This is a genomic window from Bacillus sp. D386 (assembly GCF_006346415.1).
This window is the reverse complement of sequence record NZ_VEMV01000004.1, coordinates 134,509-158,580: the sequence shown is the minus strand read 5'-3', so window position 1 is coordinate 158,580 and position 24,072 is coordinate 134,509. Positions and strand designations below refer to the sequence as shown.

Genomic DNA, 24,072 nt, shown 5'->3' with positions numbered 1-24,072 from the left:
TATAAAAATTTGAAATTAGTTTTTGGTGAGCATTCTTGAGATAACAAGTCTTTGGATTTCCTGTGTTCCTTCATAAATTTGTGTTATTTTCGCATCACGCATATAGCGTTCAACCGGATAATCCTTTGTATATCCATACCCGCCAAATACCTGTACCGCTTCTGTTGTGACCTTCATTGCTGTATCGCCGGCAAATAATTTGGACATAGCCGACTCTTTTCCATATGGAAGTCCCTCGGATTCCAGCCAAGCAGCCTGATAGGTTAAAAGTCTTGAAGCCTCTATACTGGTTGCCATATCTGCAAGCTTAAAGCCAACTCCCTGCTGGGCAGAAATTGGTTTGCCGAACTGAACTCGCTCCCTCGCATAATCCACTGCAGCGTCGAGCGCTCCCTGAGCGATTCCAACAGCCTGCGCAGCAATGCCATTTCTTCCTCCATCAAGGGTCATCATGGCGATTTTAAATCCTTCTCCCTCTGTACCTAATAGATTCTCCTTCGGTACTTTACACTCTTCAAAAATAATCTCTGTTGTTGGAGATGAACGAATCCCGAGTTTCTTTTCCTTTTTTCCAACACTAAAGCCAGGGAAATCTTTCTCCACAATGAATGCGCTTGTACCTTTATGTTTAGAGGACGGATCTGTCAATGCAAAGACCACATATGTATCCGCCACGCCCCCATTTGTAATGAATATTTTAGAGCCATTTAAAACATAATGATCTTCTTCCAGACGGGCAGTTGTTTTCATAGCTCCCGAATCCGAGCCCGATCCCGGCTCCGTCAGCCCATACGCTCCAATTTTCTCTCCCTGCGCCATAGGTCTTAAATATTTTTGCTTTTGTTCTTCATTGCCAAATTTATAAATTGGCCAGCCAGCCAATGATGTATGAGCAGATAGCGTAACACCTGTTGAAGCACAGACACGCGAAAGTTCTTCAATGGCAATGCAATAGGCTACATAATCACTGCCGATTCCACCATACTCCTCTGGCCAAGGAATACCTGTAAGCCCGAGCTCCGCCATTTTGTTAAAGATTTCCCTGTCAAAACGCTCTTCCTCATCCCGTTCGGCCGCAGTCGGTGCGACTTCATTCCGGGCAAAGTCCCTAACCATTTTGCGAATCATTTCATGTTCCTCTGATAATTTAAAATTCATTCCTATTTCCCCCTGTTCTATTAGCCCATCAAATGCTTACTGATTACTATTCGTTGGATTTCGCTTGTACCTTCGTATATTTCTGTCACCTTTGCATCCCTGAAATAACGTTCTACTGGGTATTCCTCGGTATAGCCATAGCCTCCAAAAACCTGGATTGCTTCGGTCGCCACTTCAACTGCCGTACGCGAGGCAAACAGCTTTGCCATGGATGCCTCCTTTGTACAAGGCTGATTCGAACTTTTTAAAGCAGCTGCCTGATAAACCAGTAATTTTGAAGCCTCAACCATTGTCCCCATATCGGCGAGCTTAAAGCCTATTCCCTGCTGAGCAGAGATTGGTTTCCCAAATTGGCTGCGATTCTTTGCATATTGGACAGCATGCTGAAAAGCCCCTTCCGCTATCCCAAGTGCCTGTGCTGCAATCCCAATCCGCCCTGTATTCAGGTTATTCAGCGCGATGGACATTCCCTGTCCTTCTTCCCCTAGCAGATTCTCGGCCGGTACTCTCATATCCTCAAAGATGAGCTGAACTGTTCTTGATCCATGCAAGCCCATTTTATTTTCATCCTTGCCGATGGTAAGTCCGGGCGTGTCTTTGTCTACAATAAAAGCGCTGATTCCCTTATTTCTCTTAGAAGGATCCGTAGAGGCAAAAACAATATAGACATCTGCCTCACCGCCATTCGTGATAAATATTTTTGAACCATTGACGATATACTCCCCATTTTTTCTTACAGCTCTTGATTTCAGGGAGCCTGCATCTGATCCGGCACTTGGTTCAGTTAGACAGAAAGCACCCAGATATTCGCCACTTGCAAGCTTCGGTATATACGCCTTTTTTTGTTCTTCATTACCAAAATTCAAAATCGGGTAGGTTCCAACAGATGTATGGACGGATAAAATCACGCCGACTGTCGGACTTATTTTCGATATTTCATGTATCGCTGTAATGTAGGAGATATAATCCATTCCGGCCCCGCCATATGACTCCGGTATCGGAATCCCCATCAGTCCAAGCTCCGCCATTTTGGATACAATCTCCCTCGGAAACAATCCAGCTTCCATCTTTGGTACAAATGGCTCGATTTCCTTGACGGCAAATTCACGAACCATTTTTCTCATCATTTGCTGCTCATCCGTAAACGTGAATTCCATTGCAGCCAGCCTCCTTTTTGACAAACTTAGTTGTATTGGTAAAATCCTCTGCCGGATTTCTTGCCGAGCCAACCGGCACTTACATATTTACGTAGCAGCGGACATGGCCGATATTTGTCATCTCCAAGACCTTCATGCAAGGTTTCCATAATGTACAAACATGTATCAAGCCCAATAAAATCAGCGAGCTGCAGCGGACCCATTGGATGATTCATCCCCAGCTTCATCACTTCATCAATGGCTTCCTTGGAAGCAACCCCTTCATATAGGGTGAATATGGCTTCGTTGATCATCGGCATGAGTATGCGGTTTGAAACAAAGCCAGGAAAATCATTTACTTCTACCGGAATCTTTCCGAGCTCTTTAGCGGTCTCTTCAATTTTTTTATATACTTCTTCAGAAGTTGCGAGACCGCGAATGATCTCCACAAGCTTCATGACAGGCACAGGATTCATAAAATGCATACCGATTACCTGCTCCGGACGTTTTGTTGCTGCTGCAATTTCCGTAATTGGTAAGGAAGAGGTATTCGTAGCGAGAATTGTGTGAACCGACGCAACCTCATCAAGCTCTTTAAATATTTTCTTTTTGATATCCATATTTTCTGTAGCTGCTTCAATTATGAGGTCGACATGACCTGCATTTTTCATTTCAGTTGAGGGTGTTAATCTTTCCAGGATCTCTACTTTTTCCTGTTCACTTAAACGCCCCTTCTCCACTTGCCTTAACAAATTATTTTCGATGGTAACCAGACCCTTTTTTACAAACTCTTCAGTTAAATCGTGCAGAAACACCTCGAACCCTGATACCGCACAAACCTGTGCAATTCCAGACCCCATTTGCCCTGCACCGATGACCATTATTTTTTTAATCTCCATCCCACTTCACCCCGTTTTTTTATTCTTTTGCCTTTGGCACTTCGATCATAATGGCATCTCCCTGTCCGCCGCCGCTGCAGATAGACGCGATCCCTATGCCGCCGCCACGTCTCTTCAGTTCATACATGAGGGTGAGAATGATTCGCGCCCCACTAGCTCCGATTGGATGGCCAAGGGCAACCGCTCCACCATTTACATTCACTTTTTCAGCATCAAGATTGGCAAGCTTGCCACTCGCAAGGGCAACCGCTGCAAATGCCTCATTCACTTCAAATAAATCAATATCATCCAGTGATTTTTCTGTTTTCTTAAGCAGCTCATTAATGACTAAGCCGGGAGTTTTTGGGAAATCCTTTGCTTCCACAGCAATTTCGGCATGGCCGATAATTCTTGCACCAATCTTGTATCCTTCATCAATTGCTTTATCCTCACTCATTAAAACAAGTGCTCCAGCCCCGTCATTAATCCCCGGTGCGTTTCCAGCCGTTATTGTTCCATCCCGGTCAAATGCCGGTTTCAAGGAACTCAGCTTCTCCACTGTCGTATCTTTTCGCGGCGCTTCATCGATTTCCACAACAACCGGCTCACCTTTACGCTGTTTGACCGATACTGGAACGATTTCTTCCTGCAGAAGGCCGGATTCAATTGCTCGAATTGCCTTTTGATGGCTCTGATAAGCCCAGTTATCCTGATCACTTCTTGATAATTCCAGGTCCTCAGATGTGCTGTTACCGTAAGACCCCATATGTACACCGGTAAAGCTGCATGTCAAACCATCATGGACCATCATATCGACCAGCGGCGTATCTCCCATACGAGCTCCCCACCTTGCTTTCGGAAGAATATATGGAGCATTGCTCATTGATTCCATCCCGCCGGCCACGATAACTTCTTCTTCACCAAGCCGAATGATCTGGTCTCCGAGCGTGACGCTTCGTAAACCCGATGCACATACTTTATTAATCGTCTCTGTCTTTACTGACCATGGAAGCCCTGCATGTCTTGAGGCCTGACGAGAAACGATTTGCCCTTGGCCACCCTGTAATACACATCCCATAATGACTTCATTCACATCTGCCGCATTTACACCTGCACGTTCTATAGCCTCTTTGATTGCTATTCCGCCTAACTCCGAAGCTGTTAAACTGCTTAATGCTCCTCCAAATTTTCCAAAAGGCGTCCTAGCTCCATCAATAATTACGGTTTTCCCCATCGTTATCCCTCCGCTTTCAAATTTCATACTTTGGTTAATTGACTGAACGCTCGCTCGTCGTTGGCAGAAAATATGTAAGCGCTTTAATTTGGTATATTTGTATTTTACTGTAAATAAGAAAGAAACGGAAATATTTACGCAATATTTCGAAAACAAATAGTTGTGTAAATTTCCGTTTCTGTCTCATCTATTACTATATGAACCCCTTCATATATCGGTGAAAATTAAGATGCAAGCTCCCTATGTTCCCCAAATACCGCTTTTTCAAGCAGTTCTGCCACATCGTATGTTTTAACTTCTTCTTCAACTTCCTTCGCCTTTGTGCCGTCACTTAACATAGTTAAGCAATATGGACAGCCCGAGCTGATAACTGTCGGATTGACCTCAAGAGCTTGTTCCGTACGGGCAACATTGATACGGTGGCCTGTTTCCTCTTCCATCCACATCAAGCCCCCACCCGCTCCACAGCACATTCCATTTTCGCGATTTCTTTCTATTTCTACAAATGAGGCTCCCGGAATTGCTTTTAAAATATCCCTCGGTGCATCATAGACATCGTTGTACCTTCCCAAGTAACAAGAATCATGGAACGTAATTTTTTCATTAACGGCATAAGTTGGTTTTAATCTGCCTTCCTTCACTAGATCAGCCAGCACCTGTGTATGGTGATAAACCTCTGCCTGTAAGCCGAAGTCCGGATATTCATTTTTGAAGATATTGAAAGCATGCGGATCGATTGTAACAATCTTTTTGACCTCATTTTTTTCGAACTCTTCAATATTCTTTGTAGCCAGCTCCTGGAACAGGAATTCGTTCCCAAGACGTCGCGGTGTATCTCCGGAGTTTTTCTCCTTATTACCGAGAATCGCAAATTTAACGCCGGCTTCATTTAAAAGTTTCGCAAATGATAAAGCAATTTTTTGTGAACGGTTGTCATAGGATCCCATTGAGCCGACCCAGAATAAGTATTCAAACTCTTCACCAGACTTCTTCATTTCCTTCACAGTCGGTACAACTACATCCTCACGAGCTTCACGCCAATCTTCACGCTCTTTACGGTTTAATCCCCAAGGGTTTCCCTGACGTTCGATATTTTGCATCGCACGCTGAGCATCAGCAGGTACTTTACCTTCCGTTAATACAAGAAAGCGACGCATATCAATAATGGTTCCAACATGCTCATTCATAACCGGACACTGATCCTCACAGTTGCGGCATGTAGTACATGCCCAAAGCTCTTCCTCTGTAATAACCTCACCCACCAAAGCTGGATTGTACAATTCAGCTGCTGCCGCAGACTCCGCAGCACCCGCACCCTGTGCAGCCACCGCGATTTGATTGCCTTTCGTATTACTGAATACAAATCCCGGAACCCATGGCTCTTTCCTTGTAACTGCAGCTCCCGTAAACGTTAAATGGTCACGCATTTTAATTAGAACGTCCATTGGTGACAGCATTTTTCCTGTCCCGGTTGCCGGACACATATTGGTGCAACGGCCGCACTCCACGCATGCGTATAAATCGACGAGCTGCAGATCCGTAAAGTCCTGAATCTTACCTGCTCCATACGTTTCCTGTGTTTCATCCTCAAAATCAATTTTCTTTAATTTTGGCGGAGTTAATCTGTGCAAATAAACATTGGCTGGTCCGGCAATTAAATGTGCGTGCTTCGATTGCGGAATATATACCAAGAACGTCAAAATGAATAGTAAATGTATCCACCAGGCCACATAGAATACAGCTATGGCAGCTGTCTCATTCATCCAGCCAAGCGCCATCGCAATCGTAGAAGCAACAGGCTCTGACCAATGAAGCTCACCGCCATGCCATACAATAGCAGCCCCGTTCGCTACAAGCGTTGCTAGCATTAATCCTCCGATAAAGATCAGAACTAGACCGGCTTTAAATCCCCTCTTTAGCCGAACAAGCTTCTCAATATAACGGCGATAGAATGCCCAAACAACAGCCACCAGTACCAGGAGTACAACTATCTCCTGGAAAAAAGTAAAAATCGGATATATAGGTCCCAATGGCAAATGAGATCCCGGTTTAATCCCTTTCCAAATTAGATCAATCGCTCCAAATTGGACAAGGATAAACCCGTAAAAGAAGAGCACATGCATCGTTCCGCTTTTCTTATCCTTCAGTAATTTTTTCTGCCCAAATACAAATACCCAAATCTTTTCCAGCCTCTTCTTTACGTCATTATCAAACTCAGTTTTCTTGCCAAGTTTAATATAGGCAATCCTTGTTCTGATCAGATACGTGAACAGCCAAACTGCGTAAGCGGTTACAAGAACAGCTGCAACTAAGTTGATCCATAGAAGACCATTCATCTCCATCCCCGTCTTCCCCCTTTTGCTACCGAAAGCATGATTTAAAAGTTACCTACAACATAAAACGACACTAAACCCAATATAGTATAACTATATTTTATATAATGAATGAGCATTCAGTCAATCAATAACTTACATATTTTAGATTAATTATTAAAACATGGTAAATATAATCTAGTTTGTCGAATAGATCATTTGAGATTTATTTTTATATTTTTAGTCATACTAAGATGAGTAGATATTGGTTAGAGGAACTACTTTGAGGTATACATTGATTCAGTTTCAATCCATATCCAGGAAGTATTTTACAGTTTAATACCAATACCCTGCCGCATAGCTTAATAAACGGCTACTACTTAAAAACATGGAAAGGAGAGGCCTTTATTTATGGATATTCGATTTGGATATGTATCCACTGCTTTAAATCTTTGGAATTCAACCCCCTCCAAAACCATCACCTATACACGATGGAGCGGACTATCTCAAGAAGAGCAAATCGAACGATTACTCGCAATTACTAAACAAAATATCGAAACCACCAAACGAATTCTCCATTATAATATTGCACATGAAATACCGATCTATCGTTTCTCAAGCTCGATTGTACCGCTTGCAACTCACCCTGATGTTAAGTGGGATTTTATTACACCTTTCAAAAAAGATTGGGCTGAAATTGGCAAACTGGTACGGAAACACAAGCTTCGTGTCAGCTTCCACCCGAATGCCTTTACACTTTTTACCTCTCCTAATCATGATGTGACAGATAAGGCGGTTGAAGATATGGTTTACCATTATAAAATGCTGGAGGCTATGGGAATGCCAGACCAAGCACTCATTAATATCCATGTCGGCGGATCATATGGAAATAAACAAACGGCTATTCAACGGTTTTATGCCAATAGCCAAAAAATCCCTGAATCCATTAAGCAGCTCATGACACTCGAAAATGATGATAAGACTTATACAACTGAAGAGACTCTGCAGGTTTGTGAGCATGAGGATATCCCGCTTTTATTTGATTACCATCATCACGTGGCAAATCCTTCTATGACTCCATTGGAAAAATTGTTGCCCCGTATTCTTCTGACATGGGAATTGAGAGGCTGGAAGCCTAAAATCCATATATCTTCTCCCCGTTCGGAAAATGAAATTCGCGCACACGCAGCCAACGTCGACGTTGACTTTATCATGCCATTTATCCAAATGCTGAAACAAATAGGGATTCCTGAAATTGATTTCATAATCGAGGCAAAAAATAAGGATATTGCGATGATGAAGCTGATTGAGGATTTGGCTTCATTAAGAGGAATCAATCGAATAAGCGGCGGAAGCATCAGGATTAGATAATATTTGATAGCATTCTGTTACTAGCTTAAAAAAACAACCCACACCTCTCTTAAGGTGTGGGCATTTTATTAATATGAGATTACATTTTTTCTGGAGCAGATACACCAATTAGTTTTAATGCATTTGCCAGTGTAATTTTTGTTGCCTGAACAAGAGCAAGTCTAGCTTTACTTCTTTCAGGCTCTTCCTGATCTAATACTTTATCAGCATTATAGAAGCTATGGAATGTGGAAGCCAGATCAAAGATATAATTCGTGATTCTGTGCGGCATACGTTTTTGAGCCGCTTCTGCAACCGCTTGTGGGAATTCACCAAGTTTCTTCAGAAGGTCAATTTCTTTTTCAGAACCCAATCGGCTAAGCTCTGCGTCGCCTTCCAATGTAATACCCACTTCAGCTCCCTGACGAAGGATACTGCAAATACGAGCATGTGCATATTGAGCGTAGTACACTGGATTATCATTGGATTCGGATACAGCCAGATCAAGGTCAAAGTCCATATGCGTGTCCGCACTTCTCATCGCAAAGAAATAACGCACGGCATCTAAACCAACTTCCTCCATCAAGTCTCTCATTGTGACAGCTTTTCCTGTACGCTTGGACATTTTCATTTTCTCACCATTTTTGAACAGGTGAACAAGCTGGATGATTTCTACCTCCAACGTGTCTTTTCCGTAACCCATCGCCTGAATCGCAGCTTGCATACGAGGAATATACCCATGATGGTCTGCTCCCCAAATGTTGATTAATTTTTCAAATCCGCGTTCCAGCTTATTTTTATGGTATGCGATGTCTGGTAGGAGATAGGTGTATGAACCATCATTCTTAATTAATACACGGTCTTTATCATCGCCAAAATCAGTAGATTTGAACCAGGTAGCTCCATCCATCTCATAGATATATCCTTTTTCTCTTAACAGCTCCAATGCAGGCATAATTTTGCCATCTTCATAAAGAGATGTTTCAGAGAACCATACATCAAATGGGACACGGAAGCTCTCAAGGTCTTTTTTCAATTTTTCCATTTCATATTTCAACCCGTACTCACGGAAAAATTTAAAGCGCTCTTCTTCATCAGCATTTACATATTTATCGCCAAATTCTTCAGCCATACGTTTACCGATATTGATAATGTCTTCTCCATGATAGCCATCTGCAGGCATTTCTTTCTCCATTCCAAGCGCCTGTAAATAGCGAGCTTCAACTGAATATGCCAGATTATTGATTTGGTTACCCGCATCATTAATATAGTATTCACGGGATACATCCCAGCCAGCTTTAGCCAGGATATTGGATAAAGAATCCCCAACTGCCGCACCGCGGGCATGACCCAAGTGAAGATCTCCTGTTGGATTCGCAGAAACAAACTCAACCTGAATTTTTTCTCCTCCGCCTACATTAGATTCACCATAAGCTTCCCCTGACTCCAAAATAGCGGGAATCAGATTTGTTAAGTATCCATTGTTTAAATAAAAATTGATAAATCCCGGTCCGGCAATTTCAATTTTTTCAATTGATGCCTTTGAAGTATCAAAATGATTAATGATTTCCTCTGCTATTGTCCGAGGTGCCTTCTTAGCAATACGGGCAAGCTGCATAGCCATATTAGTAGAATAATCTCCATGTGTTTTATCCTTTGGCAATTCAAGAATTACACTTGGAATCACTGCTTCTTCCGCTAATCCAGCCTTAATTACTGCCTGCTTAATCTCTTCTTTAATCTGATCCTGAATCTCTGTTACGATGTTCATCTTGTCTTTTCCTCCTTGACCGTCAATGTAAGTGAGTAGTTGCCCACATTCTCTTGTTGTAAAAATAGGTTGTAGGAAACATGGAAAATCTCTTCCTTCGTTTCCGGATGGACGGTATGCTCCAGCTTATTTGTACGTGTCGTTAAATCCAGTGTACCATGAATGCTTTCATAAGAGCCGCTGGTTTCTGTGCCAATTTTGTAAAGCTGTCTCATTTTAACCGCGCCGCTTCTAATAATTAGCATTTCATCCCCGTCATATTTAACAGTTGTATTGATTTTCCCATTGTTTTCAACGTGCTCAATATAGCGGATATATGTGGCATTTGGCATGTGATGCAACGTGCCAAATGTAATTAGCTCGATGTTCTCTTCATCGTCAACATATTGGATATGCGTCTTTAGCCGTACCATGACCTCTATGGGTGCGTTGCTTTTTTCCTCGGTCATTTAATGAATTCCCCCTGGAATTGATTATTTTACTCAATCATACAAGTATAAGGTAAAGAAAAACTCTCTGGCAACTTGTCCGAATCTTTTTTTCTAAAAAAAATCCCCTTGCTCTACTATCATAGACAGGGGATTGCTAGTCTTATTCAATTACAGGCGTTTATTTACCCAACCTAAAAGAATTTCGCGAATAAATTTAGCTGCAGCAATTTGTGTTTGTTCAGAGGAATCATAAACAGGAGCAACTTCTACAAGATCTGCTCCCACCACATTTACGCCAGAGTTTGATATAGCAGTTATAGCCTCAAGCATTTCTTTAGATGTAATACCGCCTGCTTCAGCAGTTCCCGTACCCGGTGCATGTGCTGGGTCAAGTACATCAATATCAATGGTGACATACACATTTCGGCCGGCAAGGGTGGGCAGTACTTTTTTTAATGGCTCCGCCACATCAAATTTATACATATGCATTCCGGAATCCTTGGCAAATTGAAACTCTTCCCTCATACCTGAACGAATGCCGAAAGAATAGACATTCTCTGCACCAATCAAATTACAAATCTTCCGAATCGGAGTTGAATGGGAAAGCGGCTCGCCTTCATATTCTTCTCTCAAATCTGCATGAGCATCAAAATGGATAATAGCCAAATCCTCATACTTCTTATGAATTGCTTTTATAATCGGCCATGTAACGAGATGCTCGCCGCCCATACCAAGCGGGAATTTCCCTTCTGCCAAAAGGGTTTCAATGTACGCCTCTATCATATCAATGCTTCTTTGCGGATTTCCAAAAGGGAGCGGAATATCGCCCGCATCAAAAAATTTAACAACCTCTAAATGTCGATCGATATAAGGGCTGTATTCTTCCAAACCAAGGGATACTTCTCGTATACGCGCTGGGCCAAACCTGGATCCAGGACGAAAGCTAACTGTCCAATCCATTGGCATTCCGTAGAGAACCGCCTCTGAATCTTTAAAATTGGGATGACTTCCTATAAAAACATTACCGGAATAGGCTTCATCAAATCTCATAATCTGCACTCCTTTAATCCTCATCTATATGTTCATTTCTGTTTATTTTAAAAGATCAGCTACAAATTTAGGCAGCACAAAGGCAGCCTTATGAAGCTCCTTTGTATAATACTTTGTTTCCATTTCAATGAATCTATCATCACAAATCTCTAAAGGATGGTGTTTTTTTGAACCAATTGTAAAGGTCCATAAACCGCTCGGATAGGTTGGGATATTAGCCGTATATAGGCCGGTAATCGGAAAAATCTCTTTTACATCTTTAAAGACCGATTGAATTAAATCCGCTTTAAACCAAGGGTTATCCGTTTGTGCAACAAAGATGCCCTCTTCCTTTAATGCCTGATAGATTCCTGCATAGAAGCCCTTCGTAAACAAATTTACGGCCGGTCCAACCGGCTCTGTAGAATCTACGATAATTACATCATATTTATTTTCGCTTTTGGCAATATGCATAAATCCGTCATCAACCAGTACTTCAACCCGATGGTCAGTCAGGCTTCCTGCAACTTCTGGTAAAAACTGTTTTGAGTACTCAATGACTCTGCCATCAATCTCTACCAAAGTAGCTTTTTTTACATTCTCATGCTTAAGCACTTCACGGATTACGCCACCATCCCCGCCTCCTACAACGAGGACATGCTCTGGACAAGGGTGCGTATGTAGGGGAACGTGGGCTACCATCTCATGATAGACAAATTCATCCTTCACAGATGTCATCACCATATCATCCAGCAGCAGCATCTTACCCCACTCTACTGTCTCTACAATATCCAGTTTTTGAAAGTCTGTTTGTTCCGTATGCAAGGTACGACTTATCTTCATGGTGATTCCAAAATGATTTGTTTGCTTCTCCGTGAACCAAATACCCATGATGAACCTCTTTTCTTGTTTCAGTTTCAGCGGCCCAATTATCATTCACTATCTATTAAACTTAGAAGAGTATAGTGCATTCTTATAAAAAAGTAAAGATTTTCCGATATTTCCAATATTATCGTTTCTATGTCTGTTTTACGTTTAAAAATGTTGGTTTATTTTCATACTACTAATATGAATAATTTCACAACAGATCAGGGGGAAGACATGTGTCTCCAAGCAGACTTAGAAGAAGGAAATTACTTGCCTATAAGAGATCCCTTATACTTTTCGGATCACTGATTGCTACATTTGGAGTGATTGGGTTTGTTACCGTCCTACTTATTGTAAAGCTTGCCGGACCTCCAGCCATATCCGTCCCGCAAACCACTCAATATTTAGCTGATGATTTAAGTACATTTACGGAAAGCCACGGGGCCGAGAGGCGGTATTGGGTACCTCTCAGTGAGATATCGCCTTATTTAATACAATCTACTCTGGCAGTTGAGGATCGAAATTTTTATCATCATAACGGGTTTGATACAAAGAGAATTATAGGAGCAATTGTATCTGACACGATTGCCATGGCCAAGGTGCAGGGAGCCAGTACAATCACTCAGCAGTATGCCAAGAACCTCTTCCTTGATTCAGAAAAAACCTGGTCACGAAAGGCTAAGGAAGCTCTCTACACTCTTCGGATTGAAGACCATTTCAGTAAGGATGAGATTCTCGAAGGTTATTTAAATACGATTTATTACGGGCATGGAATGTATGGTATACAGGCTGCGAGCCACTATTATTTTCATAAGGATGCCAAAGATCTATCCTTGGCTGAAGCAAGCCTGCTTGCTGGCATTCCAAAGGGACCAGGCATTTATTCACCACTTGTTTCGAAAAAGAACGCAAAGGAACGGCAGGCTATTGTCCTCAACTCTTTAAAGGAAACCAGTCAGCTGAGTGCAGAACAGGCAAAAGAAACATTGGCATTAGCCGACCGCTTGCCCATATACGGTTCCCTGATTACAGAGAAAAAACAGGAGGCACCCTATTTTCTGGATGCAGTCAATCATGAGTTACGTCAGGTCTTAAAGGGGAATGAGGAGCTAATCAGGCAAGGGGGATTAAAGGTGTATACAACCTTCAATTCCAAGCAGCAGGCCATTGCTGAAGAGGCTATTGCCAAGCATGTGCAGCCGGAAGGTGATTTTCAGGCTGCTTTAATTGCGATGAATCCCCATAACGGTATGGTTAAAGCATTGATTGGCGGAACCAATTATGAGCATAGCTCATTCAATCGTGCGACCCAGGCACTTAGACAGCCCGGTTCCACGATTAAGCCGCTGCTATATTACACAGCTTTAGAAAAAGGGTTCACACCATCGACGACCTTGCGAAGTGAAGTGACCACCTTTTCATTTGAAGGAGGAAAAGAAAAATATACACCCCATAATTTTAATAACCGATATGCCAATGAATCGATTACACTGGCTCAGGCCCTGGCTGTATCAGACAATATATTTGCCGTCAAAACACATCTGTTCCTTGGAGAGGATGAACTGGTTAAGGCTGTAAAGCGATTTGGATTAACCACTCCTATGACCAAGGTTCCCTCACTGGCGCTTGGAACGTCCGGAGTTAAGCCTTTGGAAATGACAAATGCCTATAACTTATTTGCCAACGGAGGAAAAAAGGTTAAACCTTACTTTATCACTAAGGTTACAGGGCGTGACGGAGAGGTTTTATATCAGAAAAAATTAGAACGGACAGCCGTACTGAAGCAAGCGGATGCCTATGTCATGACACAAATGCTGACAGGTGTGTTCGATAAAAAGCTAAATGGTTACGCATCTGTGACAGGCGCCTCAATCGCACCTAAGCTTTCAAGGCCCTATGCTGGAAAGTCAGGCTCAACTGAGTATGATAGCTGGATGATTGGCTATACTCCTCAGCTTACGACAGGTGTTTGGACCGGATATGATCGCTCTCAGAAAATCGAAACTAAACAAGATAAAATTGCAGCCAAAGAAATTTGGGCGAGCTTTATGGAGCAATCCCTAGAGGATGAGCCTGTTAAAGAGTTTAAACAGCCGAAAAATATTGTTGCGGTAGAAATTGACCCCGAAAGCGGCTTGCTTGCACACGGAGCCTGCCCGGTTAAACGCCTTACTTACTATAAAAAAGGAACCGAGCCGAAACAGTATTGCCATAATCATATAAACAAGGGAAACGATCTAAGCCCTTCTGATGAAAAGAATAAAGAAAAGTCACATGATCCGTGGTACAAGAGAGTATGGCCATTTGGAAAGCTTTAAACAATCCGACCCATGAGCATAAGAAAACAAAAATCCCCAAACCATTAACGGTTTGGGGATTTTTGCGTCCTAGCTCTACGTGCTTGCACACTGTTTTTAGTGTACTTTTTTTACTGAAAACCGACAAGTAATATGCTGAATTACTTTACAAAAAAATCCATAATTTTCACGTTTTTGTCAATATTAGTTAGCGTTTAGCTTTTCCTTCAATTCATCAGGGGAGTTTTTCCAAAGCTCTTCATTATGTTTTTTCAGGAAGTTAGCTAAGATGATTTTTGAAGGTTCATCCATATGCTCAACGATAATATGTCTTTTCAATGATTTATCCATGCGATTCACATGCTCTGGCAATGATTTATAGCCGCGGCGAATCTCTTCATCAACCGTCATTTCGCATGCCGTCACACCAGCATAATAGGCTCCCTGTTTCGTCTGTTCAATTGTAACCCAAACAAGCCAGTATGGCTTTCCGTTTGGTACTTCATCTTTATTCGGTAAAAATTTGATTCGTCTTTCGATAGCACTTCTTGCATGCATAGCACCAATATCGACAAACGCTTCACCTGCTTCCACATCAATAATGACAGGTGAAACATTTTCCAGGCTCAACGCCCCCATTCCAAAGCCTTTATGGCCATCAGTAGGGTCGTTTTTGATGATATTAAAAGTTGGTTTTTTCTTCTCTTGACTCATGGATATGTACAAGCCTCCCTTTAAATAAATATTGAAACTAAGAATCGCTCAATCGCTGGTACTAACTTATAAATGATTGGATCGATTGTGTAATTACCAAGCGGTGTAATCACCAGGATAAGGAAAATCAACGCTCCATATTGTTCATACTGTGTCATTTTTGGACGTATATCAGCCGGAACGAGGTCCTCAATAATACGATACCCATCAAGTGGAGGAAATGGCAATAAATTAAATACAAACAGTACAACATTCAAGCGGATAAAAATATTAAAAAACGTGTAGATAAACTCAGGTAAATTAAATCCTGCGATGCTTATAATATATATCAATAGGACACCAATAAAAGCCAGCACAAGATTACTCAAAGGGCCTACCACTGAAACAACAATACTGTTCATCCGTGGATTTTTAAAGAAGAAGCGATTGACCGGTACAGGTTTCGCCCAGCCAAACCCGACCAATATAATAAATATCGCACCTAATGGATCAATGTGCCGAAGCGGATTTAATGTCAGCCGTCCCTGATTTTTTGCAGTCATATCTCCAAATTTATAGGCCGCATAGGCATGTGCATATTCATGAACAGTAAACGCAATGGCGAGAGTTACAAGTGTATATGGTAAATTGACCAATATGCTTTGAAAATCAAACATCAAAACATCCCCTTTTTCCTTAATATAAAACCTTTCAGTTAGGTTCAACTTTCCATTCTGCTTTTCACCACTTGCTTTCCGCCGGCGATTATGAAAAACTATCAACATAATCACTTGTTTTACAAATGAGGAGGACATTATATGCCGTATGTAACCGTTAAAATGTTGGAGGGCCGCACTGAAGAACAAAAAAAGGCCTTATGTGAAAAAGTCACTGAAGCAGTTTCTGAAACAACAGGAGCACCAAAAGAAAGAATTACGGTGTTCATTGAAGAAATGACTAAATCTCATTATGCGGTTGGCGGTGTACGCGCCAGCGATCAATAAACTTTGTTCGGATTGCGTGTCTTTCATCCACACCGAACATTATTGATCCAATTACATATTATTGGACCCGACTTTCGTTTTTAAGTGGGAGCCGAATGGAGCAAATATGCTCCATTCTTTTTATTTCTCCAGTATTAAAAAGAACTAATTCGCGTACATTGGTTTATTTTCCTTAATAAGCTGTGCTGCATAATTGAAGGCTTCCTCTATTTCCTCAGGCAAATACTGTTGCTCCGCCTTTAGTTCCTGGATTTTCTTAATAATCTCATCCTTGGATAAATGGTCGAAATAAAAAACCGTAGAAACCAATTCAAGAAAACGTGCATTATGATTGTTCAATCCCTTCACACATGCAGACAGCTCGTCGTTTTCATTGTCTTTGCTGTATAAAGAAAGAAATTCTTTGCCTGCCTCTGTTAAAGAGTAGTCATAATGAACATAGCCATTTTCCTTATCCTTTATTTCAGATAAAAGCCCTAAATTGCAAAGCTCTTCTATCTTTAACGTTAATTCCTCTGAATAGGGTCCATAAAAATGAAATTCAAATCTCTCCTGAAAAGGATATTCGAGTTTTTTTGAGATAAACACCATCTTTTGAAGCTTTTTTCTTCCCCCAATATGCCCGGCCGCATCTATGGCTGAAAGAATTCTGGCATGCTCCTTCAACACCATTCTTCACTCCTTCAATATCAATTAATCCCAATCAAGCAATTCTTTTATTTTTTCCTTTATTTCTTTATGATTCGCTTCATCTTCTAAAATATCAGCAGGAAAGTACAGTTTATGATCCGTGCGTCGTTTACCGGAAATCGCGTCTACGATATCCGATTGTCTGGAAAGCTCTTTAAGTTCTCTCGTTTTGGATAACAGATAAATCGGTACCCTTTCTCCTTCTTCTCCAGGCCGATAAAAATCATACGGTAAATCCGATGAAGAATCTAGCACCAAATAATACTCCGGATCGAGACCGGCTGCTGCGAACAATTGAGTGAGCTCCATCACTTTTTTCATTTCCGCACTGGATGACGGAAGGAATTCTACATACTGGAACAAATTCCGGTTCATGAACCTCGTGCATAAATCACTCAGTATGCTATCCTCTTCTTCTCCCCATAACTGAAAATAGTACAGCATTATACTATCGTCTAATTTCAAATAATCATATAGGGTAACAGACTGGGTAAATAAAGACGAAAAATGATGAGGTTCCTGTTTAAATTGATAATTCTTCTTATATAAATCTTTAGCGCGGTGCAAGATTTTTGTCAAAATCACTTCTGCGCTTCGAGATACTGGATGGAAATAAACCTGCCAGTACATTTGATAGCGGCTCATAATGTAATCTTCTACAGCATGCATACCGCTTTGCTTGAAAACTACCTGATCCTCCGTCGGTCTCATCACTCGGAGAATCCGCTCCATATCAAACTGGCCGTAGCTCACCCCAGTAAAATAAGCATCCCGTAACAAGTAGTCCATCCGGTCTGCATCAAGCTGACTCGAGATTAAGCTGACAACCAATTTATTGGCATGTGTTTTGGCAATGACTTCAGCTACCTCTTTCGGAAAGCTGGCATCTACCTTTTTTAAAATTGCATTAACCTCAGTATCCCCTAAAATAATCTTCCTTGTGAATTCCTCATGGTCCAAATCAAAGACTTTTTCGAAGGCATGTGAAAAAGGACCATGCCCGAGGTCATGGAGCAAAGCTGCACATAAAGAAAGAAGACGATCTTTCGGGTTCCATTCCGGCCTATTAGCAAATACCCCATCCACAATTCTTCTCACAATCTCATATACTCCAAGAGAGTGATTAAAACGGCTGTGTTCAGCCCCATGAAATGTTAAATAGGTCGTTCCAAGCTGTTTAATTCGCCTTAAACGCTGGAATTCCTTTGTATCAATTAAATCCCAAATGACCCGGTCATTCACATGCACATAGCGATGCACCGGATCCTTAAATACTTTTTCTTCGTTTAATTTTTCCAGAGAATATTCTATCATTCTATTCCCTCTTCCTAATCGGTCATGGTTTTATTATAGCTTGTTTAATCTAAAAAAACATAATCATCTTCTTCCACAATAATACACAACAAAAACCCTTTGAATAGAAATCGATTCTGTTCAAAGGGCACTTTATCTTTATTTAGTCGTAAATTTCCAGACCGGAGAACGTGATCGCCCTCCATAGCTGTCGCTCACTTCTACATACCAGAAATAATCCTGCTTGTTTTTTAGATCCTTTAGGCGGATTTGTACTTTTTCCCGATTCCTTCCGTCCTTATCTTCACCCAATAAGGTATTCGAGTACACATTTACGCCAATATAGTCTGTTGCCACCTGTTTCTGAATCGGGTTCAGCTCCAGTTGGTCAATTGTAAATTCATCGACTTCCGGCTCAAAATAATTATAATCATCCAAGTAAGGCGAGTACGTTTTGACTGATAACTGCTTTGCCTCCGGATTGAAATGGAGCATCCGCATATACCCCTCGCCGCCTTCCGGACCACTCTGATAATCGGCCAGCATTTCATACACTTTACGGAATTTCGACGGTTTTCCCTTCAGAGGAATGGTAGCTACATTACGGCTTGCCCCTGAAATATGCCCTGCAAGAACCAATTTAATATTCTCGTATTTCCGGACAATTTCTTTAAAGACCTGATTACCGTTATACGTCCGTTTTCCTTGATGGTCGAGATAATTATGGACCGCAAGCACCACATTTCTCTCTGAGTATTGGTTTAATACCTTATTAACCCAATCCAGGGTTGCAGTCGTGGTTTCTTTACCCCAGCCCAGATACAGGAAGAGGAAATCGTGCCCGCCAAAGGATGCTAAATCATAGTGATTTGTGTTATTTTCCATCCCACCTCCGTAATGGGATGTATGCTTAAATCTTTTTTCTCCAAAGTATTTACCATAATTGCGATAATCCAGTACCAAGTTTCCCACATCATGATTTCCGGACACTACCCCATAAGGAACATGATGTTCGTCCAAAATGCCCATACTCTTATCTGCGGTATCCCATTGCTCCAAATCCCATCTGACATTAATAATATCCCCTGTATGAATAACATATTCCGCATTTCCAAGCTGATTTTGGATTCTAATCCAGTTCGTCATCACTGGGAAAATATGTGGGAATGATTCAGAATAATATTGGGTATCTGACATCCAGATCAAATTAAATGGACGATTCACTTCTCCAATAACCTGGTCCTGCACAAGGACCTGCAGCTTTTGATTTTTCAAATAGGCCTCTGTCTCAACCTTTGCTTTCAACGAAAAATCCTTATTGCCGTAGCCATACGCTAATGCATCCCATCTAGATTTTTGTATGTTCCAGGCATATAGAGTGACCTTTCTTCCCTGTAAGGAATGCCCGATCCACTTTACTTCAACCTCTTTCATTTCCGCGGGTGTTTCATCCAGTGAAATTTCGAATCGCTGATACGGAAATCCTTTATTTGAGGCAGTCACCCAATAAGTCTTATCCGCTTTGGCTATCTGCTTTATTTGCTTGGCTAAGATACCTGTTTCACGCGGATAAGTCTGATTGGGCGGCGGTTCCTCATCTGCAATATTGGAAAATGCTTTTAATTGATTCCTCCCTTTGGAGGTAAAATCATAGCGATTGCCTGAGAAAAACTTAGCCACTATTTGATCATTAGTTGGATCTTCTACCTTCACGCTTAGCTTCGGATGAACAGATACTTTTGTATCATTATCAAGCGGTATGGCTTGATTCATAATAATAGGTGCTTCATCCACAATCTTAAAATGAATCGTTTCCTTTTTGCGATTCCCAGCTGCATCTACTGACATGAAGGTTACCTTGTGTTTCCCTTTAGACAGTCTGCCGGAGGAGGTCGTATATGGCAGAGTGATTTCCCGACCATCCAGATAGCCTTTAATGGAGGCTATTGAAGTCACCTCATCCTCGGGGTTTGCATCAATGGTGAATGTTCCCTTATAGGTTCTGCCATTCAGCGGTGTTTTTACATGGAGCTTTGGTGCTGTATTATCAAAAACAACATCTGCTTGGTGAATGGATGTGCCTTTAGATTGAATACTATGGACTCCATCCTGATAAGCCATCGTATCAATCTCTGCCTCTTCTGCTGTGAACATAGCTGCCGGGATGATAAATTCGTAGGATAGGATGAACACTCCCTGATTACCCACCTTCCATTCCTGGGCTTCCCGAGTGCTTTCTCGATTCTCATCACCATCTCCCGTGATTGAATTTACACTGATTGGGCGAATCATCGTACCATCACCCATCAGCAGCTTTATATTCTTGATAGAAAAGCGATCGACATCTTTTTCTTCAACTGTACTTCCGGGCATAAATGTTTCCTTCTTCGTGCCTGTGTGGATGGAAATCGTATTTTTACCCGGTTTGAGTTCATCAATTGGAATTGACAATTCATATGGAAGATATAACCCTGCTGTAGGTTTTAATTTGGATATTAAACGGTCTCCCATGTAAACTGCACTTTTCTTTCTTTCATCAATGCCAAGGCCTTCAAATACAATTGCAGCAGGACGGCTCAAGATCCTCTGTGTCTTCAGTTTTTGTCCATCAACCGTAAGCTTAATCTGTTCCTCAGCTGTTGCCTTTTGAACTTGTATCTTTTTTGTACCTTTTAAAATCGTATTTTTTTGGACAGAAAGCCCCGGCTTTAGGGGTTTGTACATATCTGGATTTCCTATTTTTATCGTCTTTGTCCCTTTTTCGGGGTATCTAATGACATGCTGTCCATCCGATATTTCTATATAATACTCAAAGGTTGGAACAGAACCATAAACATCGTATCGAGATATAATTGATTGATAAGAAGTCGTGGTTTTCATAAGCATATTTGCTTGTGTAAAGGCAGAATCCTGACCTCTTTTATAAAATATTTCTGCCCGCTTAATTAGATGTTCATCCTCAATTTGAATCTCGATAGAGACATCCGAGCGTTCTGGTACTTCTTTTGGCATGGTCACAGGTCTAACAATCGGCTTAGTGGTATCCGTCTGCTTATTGGCATTTAACGGCACCTGTTCATTACTCACTTGACCTGGTGTACTTTCTTTGATTTGTTTATCCTGTTTTAATTTTTTTGCTCCCATATCCTGCTTATAATGGATGAGTCCCTTATCGTAGGTTACATATGAAATAACCGCTCCTGTATCAGTTGCCAGAACGACCGTATTTTTGCTGCTATTGTGTAAGTTACCTTCCAGGCGAATCAGTTGCTTATGATCCACCGAGGCATGAAAGTGGTGTTTGAAATCCTCAAAATCAAACTCATCTTTGCTGGCAGCATTTTTAATCCAAATGATTTTCGTAGATTTTGGCTCTATAAAAGTTGATTCTTTTATATCCCATACTTGCATCGATTTATTCATAGAGAGGTATCGCAGATTGTAATCACGTAAATCGATTGGTACGTCTGTATTATTATAGATTTCGATATATTCATACGTTTTCCCCTGCGGAGAAATCTCTGTAATCAGTAAATCTGGTGGATCATTCGAAAGCGCTATGCTAATTTCGGGATTAAGCCATATACAACAAACTACAGTTAGAATCAGTACACCTATTTTTTTCATATATAATCCTCAATTCCCCATTCAAAGATTGATACCTTAGTATGGATTATTAGATAGGATTTTATGAAAAAAAGTCGCTCTTCTAAAATTTGATCTTTTAGAGGAGCGACTTTTTATTTATTTTATCTTAGCTTTTACTTTTTCAATTAATTCATCTTCTGTTGGTGCAGCTACTGGACGATTATTGACGAACGCAAATGATTTTTTGCGTCCAGGTCCACAGTAGGACTGGCATCCAATCTCAATTTTTGCATCGGGATCGAGCTTGTTTAATTTTGGTAGCAATGTCTTTAGGTTTGTAGCCTGACAGTCGTCACATACTCTAAATTCGTTCGACATGACCGCCTATCCTTTCTTGCCAAAAAATTTGACTCTTTGTTAGTTGTGAGCCTCTTGGGACTAAAGCGTATTGTATCACTCCGGCTCCCTTATTTGCAAGAATCGGCTAAATATCTATTAGGTTAATGAAAAAATCTAGTAACCTGTATAAACTTTGTTCTTTTTGTCCATGCTAGAACCATAATTTGCAAATTTATTTTAAATCTTATAGAAAAGGGAGTTGCAGATCATGAAAATCAGACAAGATGCATGGACTGAAGAAAATGATTTATTACTAGCAGAAACTGTTTTAAGACACGTCCGCGAAGGCAGTACCCAATTGAATGCATTTGACGAAGTTGGAGATAAATTGAACCGTACCGCAGCTGCTTGCGGATTTAGATGGAATGCGGTTGTAAGACACACTTATGAGAAAGCATTGCAGCTTGCCCGTAAACAGCGTAAACAACGCCAAAGATTGCTTGGAAAGGATCAGGGCGGCAAAAAGAAAATCCTGTACCAGCCACCGACTCCATCTTTACGAGACTTTGAAACAGTAACTACCGCAATGGAAGATGAATTGATGGACATGGATATTTCCACCGAACAAAAAGATACTGAAACATTTGAGCAAACAAGCCTATTTCCAGTGCTGGAAGAATACAAGACTCCGGCTTTGACGATGGACGATGTTATTGTATTCTTACAATCTTATGATACAAACAGCCTGAAACTGCAAGCATTACAATCTGAAAATGAAAGATTGCGCCTTGAAATCAGGGAACTGAAAAATACAAATAAAGAATTGCAGCACAAGCTTGATAATGTTGAAGAAAATACCGTTACGATTCAGGAAGACTACGAAACACTCATGAATATTATGAATCGTGCCCGTAAATTAGCTTTATTGGATGAAGATGACCGACAAGCTACTAAATTTAAGATGGATCGTAATGGAAATCTAGAAAAAATCGCAGAATAAATATAAAAAGCCGGCTCTTTTCAGAGGAGCCGGCTTTCATCTGTAATATCAAACCATGCTCACTTTCATTCGAGCATGTAAGAGACTACTTTTAACAGCCCCTCCTAAAACGATGGAAAGAATTAATCGATTTCCAATTTCGCATTGCGGTCTTGCATTCTTTCTAAATAGGATTCGAACAGTGGCATTTCTGCTTCCGCCAAAGAATTCATCTCAATCTGCCCGGCATGATCCTGTAATGCCTTCATTAAGCGAAGCATTACATCATTTACAGTCAGCTCGACACCGAGCAAATCAGATAAGGAAGCCATAACTTTTGGATTCACAGTAGGGTAAACAAATTTCGTCTCAGTCCCATTTAGAGCAATTTTATAAAAATCTCTCACTAATGCAGCTCTTTGTTCAGCATCCCCATTGATATCCAAGTAGATTTGTACTGCTACACCATGACGGATTCTCCTTTGAGAGATACCGGCAAATTTTTTGCCATCAATGCTTAAATCATAGCTTCCCGGACAATAAGAGCCTACGATTTCACCCGCTTTAATCTCATTATCAAAGTCTCGAAACATGTACTTGATCAGTTCCCACATAGCGTCATATCCGCGATTAATCTCAATTTTCCGGTCTTTTTCCGGAAAAACAAGCGTCAGGTTCAAAATTCCTTCATCCAATACAACGGCCAATCCGCCTGAATTTCGGACAATACAGTCATAGCCCTTCTCATGCAGGAAATCAGCAGCTTGCTTCAGCATCGGGAGCCTTCCGTCCTGGATACCCAACACAACTGTTTTTTGATGAACCCAAGCCCGTGCGGTAACTGGTGAGTTCCCAGCTCCAACCGAAGCGCATAATGTATCGTCAATCGCAAATGATTGAATGGCACGTGTATGCATACCTGATTGACTATGGTCAATGATTCTCCAGCGATCCTGCTGTAATAAATTCATCTTACCTCTCTCCATCTATAAAAAAATAGGCGCCAAAGGGCGCCATAGGTCA

The 24,072-nt window shown here is 41.2% G+C and carries 20 protein-coding genes; 4 read left to right on the top strand and 16 right to left on the bottom strand.

All coding sequences use genetic code 11. The features are described 5' to 3' along the window. Window positions 1-15 precede the first annotated feature (15 nt). From FHY45_RS12820 to FHY45_RS12800, 5 genes are all read right to left on the bottom strand, one after another. Window positions 16-1,158 (bottom strand): acyl-CoA dehydrogenase, encoded by a 1,143-nt coding sequence (locus FHY45_RS12820; RefSeq protein WP_139892074.1) that lies wholly within the window; start codon window positions 1,156-1,158, stop codon window positions 16-18. Between the two features lie 20 nt (window positions 1,159-1,178). Then, the gene (locus tag FHY45_RS12815) at window positions 1,179-2,315 is read right to left on the bottom strand and encodes an acyl-CoA dehydrogenase (protein ID WP_066109375.1); all 1,137 of its coding nucleotides are present in this window, start codon (window positions 2,313-2,315) and stop codon (window positions 1,179-1,181) included. Between the two features lie 26 nt (window positions 2,316-2,341). Continuing rightward, complete coding sequence (locus FHY45_RS12810; protein WP_066109378.1) at window positions 2,342-3,193, bottom strand: 3-hydroxybutyryl-CoA dehydrogenase; 852 nt, start codon at window positions 3,191-3,193, stop codon at window positions 2,342-2,344. Window positions 3,194-3,212: 19 nt separating this feature from the next. Continuing rightward, window positions 3,213-4,406: an acetyl-CoA C-acetyltransferase gene (locus FHY45_RS12805; RefSeq protein ID WP_066109381.1), complete on the bottom strand. Its 1,194-nt coding sequence runs from the start codon at window positions 4,404-4,406 to the stop codon at window positions 3,213-3,215. Window positions 4,407-4,630: 224 nt separating this feature from the next. Further along, window positions 4,631-6,742, bottom strand: a complete 2,112-nt coding sequence (locus FHY45_RS12800; RefSeq protein WP_066109762.1) for a (Fe-S)-binding protein — start codon at window positions 6,740-6,742, stop codon at window positions 4,631-4,633. A 387-nt stretch (window positions 6,743-7,129) separates the two neighbouring features. Between FHY45_RS12800 and uvsE the strand changes: the two genes are divergently transcribed. Beyond that, window positions 7,130-8,089 carry a UV DNA damage repair endonuclease UvsE gene (uvsE, locus tag FHY45_RS12795; RefSeq protein WP_139892073.1) on the top strand — a complete coding sequence of 320 codons (960 nt, stop codon included), beginning with the start codon at window positions 7,130-7,132 and terminating at the stop codon, window positions 8,087-8,089. 79 nt (window positions 8,090-8,168) lie between these two features. Here the strand turns inward: uvsE and argS are convergent, their stop codons facing one another. The 4 genes from argS to speE form a co-directional block, all read right to left on the bottom strand. Further along, window positions 8,169-9,839: an arginine--tRNA ligase gene (gene argS / locus FHY45_RS12790; protein ID WP_139892072.1), complete on the bottom strand. Its 1,671-nt coding sequence runs from the start codon at window positions 9,837-9,839 to the stop codon at window positions 8,169-8,171. Next, a complete protein-coding gene (locus FHY45_RS12785) occupies window positions 9,836-10,288 on the bottom strand; it encodes a YwiB family protein (protein WP_066109390.1) in 453 nt (150 codons plus the stop codon). Before FHY45_RS12785 ends, argS begins: the two co-directional genes overlap by 4 nt. Before the next feature lie 150 nt (window positions 10,289-10,438). Then, window positions 10,439-11,320, bottom strand: coding sequence for an agmatinase (speB, locus tag FHY45_RS12780; RefSeq protein ID WP_066109393.1), 882 nt, complete (start codon window positions 11,318-11,320; stop codon window positions 10,439-10,441). Window positions 11,321-11,362: 42 nt separating this feature from the next. Then, window positions 11,363-12,190, bottom strand: a complete 828-nt coding sequence (gene speE, locus FHY45_RS12775) for a polyamine aminopropyltransferase (protein ID WP_139892071.1) — start codon at window positions 12,188-12,190, stop codon at window positions 11,363-11,365. Window positions 12,191-12,402: 212 nt separating this feature from the next. Between speE and FHY45_RS12770 the strand changes: the two genes are divergently transcribed. Beyond that, window positions 12,403-14,484 carry a transglycosylase domain-containing protein gene (locus FHY45_RS12770; protein ID WP_139892070.1) on the top strand — a complete coding sequence of 694 codons (2,082 nt, stop codon included), beginning with the start codon at window positions 12,403-12,405 and terminating at the stop codon, window positions 14,482-14,484. Window positions 14,485-14,667: 183 nt separating this feature from the next. On the opposite strand, the gene FHY45_RS12765 is transcribed toward FHY45_RS12770, so the two are convergent. Both FHY45_RS12765 and FHY45_RS12760 read right to left on the bottom strand, forming a co-directional pair. Next, window positions 14,668-15,177 carry a YwhD family protein gene (locus FHY45_RS12765; RefSeq protein ID WP_066109401.1) on the bottom strand — a complete coding sequence of 170 codons (510 nt, stop codon included), beginning with the start codon at window positions 15,175-15,177 and terminating at the stop codon, window positions 14,668-14,670. Window positions 15,178-15,197: 20 nt separating this feature from the next. After that, window positions 15,198-15,833 (bottom strand): site-2 protease family protein, encoded by a 636-nt coding sequence (locus tag FHY45_RS12760; RefSeq protein ID WP_139892069.1) that lies wholly within the window; start codon window positions 15,831-15,833, stop codon window positions 15,198-15,200. Between the two features lie 141 nt (window positions 15,834-15,974). Here FHY45_RS12760 and FHY45_RS12755 point away from each other — a divergent pair, with 141 nt between their 5' ends. Next, on the top strand, window positions 15,975-16,160 hold the full coding sequence (locus FHY45_RS12755; RefSeq protein WP_066109407.1) for a 2-hydroxymuconate tautomerase: 186 nt from the start codon (window positions 15,975-15,977) through the stop codon (window positions 16,158-16,160). 144 nt (window positions 16,161-16,304) lie between these two features. On the opposite strand, the gene FHY45_RS12750 is transcribed toward FHY45_RS12755, so the two are convergent. From FHY45_RS12750 to FHY45_RS12735, 4 genes are all read right to left on the bottom strand, one after another. Further along, on the bottom strand, window positions 16,305-16,829 hold the full coding sequence (locus tag FHY45_RS12750; protein ID WP_066109764.1) for a YwgA family protein: 525 nt from the start codon (window positions 16,827-16,829) through the stop codon (window positions 16,305-16,307). Window positions 16,830-16,853: 24 nt separating this feature from the next. Then, window positions 16,854-18,164 carry an HD domain-containing protein gene (locus FHY45_RS12745; protein WP_175354323.1) on the bottom strand — a complete coding sequence of 437 codons (1,311 nt, stop codon included), beginning with the start codon at window positions 18,162-18,164 and terminating at the stop codon, window positions 16,854-16,856. A gap of 138 nt (window positions 18,165-18,302) precedes the next feature. Continuing rightward, window positions 18,303-21,770, bottom strand: a complete 3,468-nt coding sequence (locus tag FHY45_RS12740; protein ID WP_139892068.1) for a lamin tail domain-containing metallophosphoesterase family protein — start codon at window positions 21,768-21,770, stop codon at window positions 18,303-18,305. A 117-nt stretch (window positions 21,771-21,887) separates the two neighbouring features. Continuing rightward, the gene (locus tag FHY45_RS12735) at window positions 21,888-22,109 is read right to left on the bottom strand and encodes a YuzB family protein (protein WP_066109413.1); all 222 of its coding nucleotides are present in this window, start codon (window positions 22,107-22,109) and stop codon (window positions 21,888-21,890) included. A gap of 229 nt (window positions 22,110-22,338) precedes the next feature. On the opposite strand from FHY45_RS12735, the gene FHY45_RS12730 reads away from it, so the two are divergent. Beyond that, entirely contained in the window at window positions 22,339-23,070 is a 732-nt protein-coding gene (locus FHY45_RS12730) for an RsfA family transcriptional regulator (RefSeq protein WP_066109416.1), read from the top strand. Between the two features lie 122 nt (window positions 23,071-23,192). Here the strand turns inward: FHY45_RS12730 and lipL are convergent, their stop codons facing one another. Beyond that, a complete protein-coding gene (gene lipL, locus FHY45_RS12725; RefSeq protein ID WP_139063884.1) occupies window positions 23,193-24,020 on the bottom strand; it encodes an octanoyl-[GcvH]:protein N-octanoyltransferase in 828 nt (275 codons plus the stop codon). Window positions 24,021-24,072: the final 52 nt, after the last annotated feature.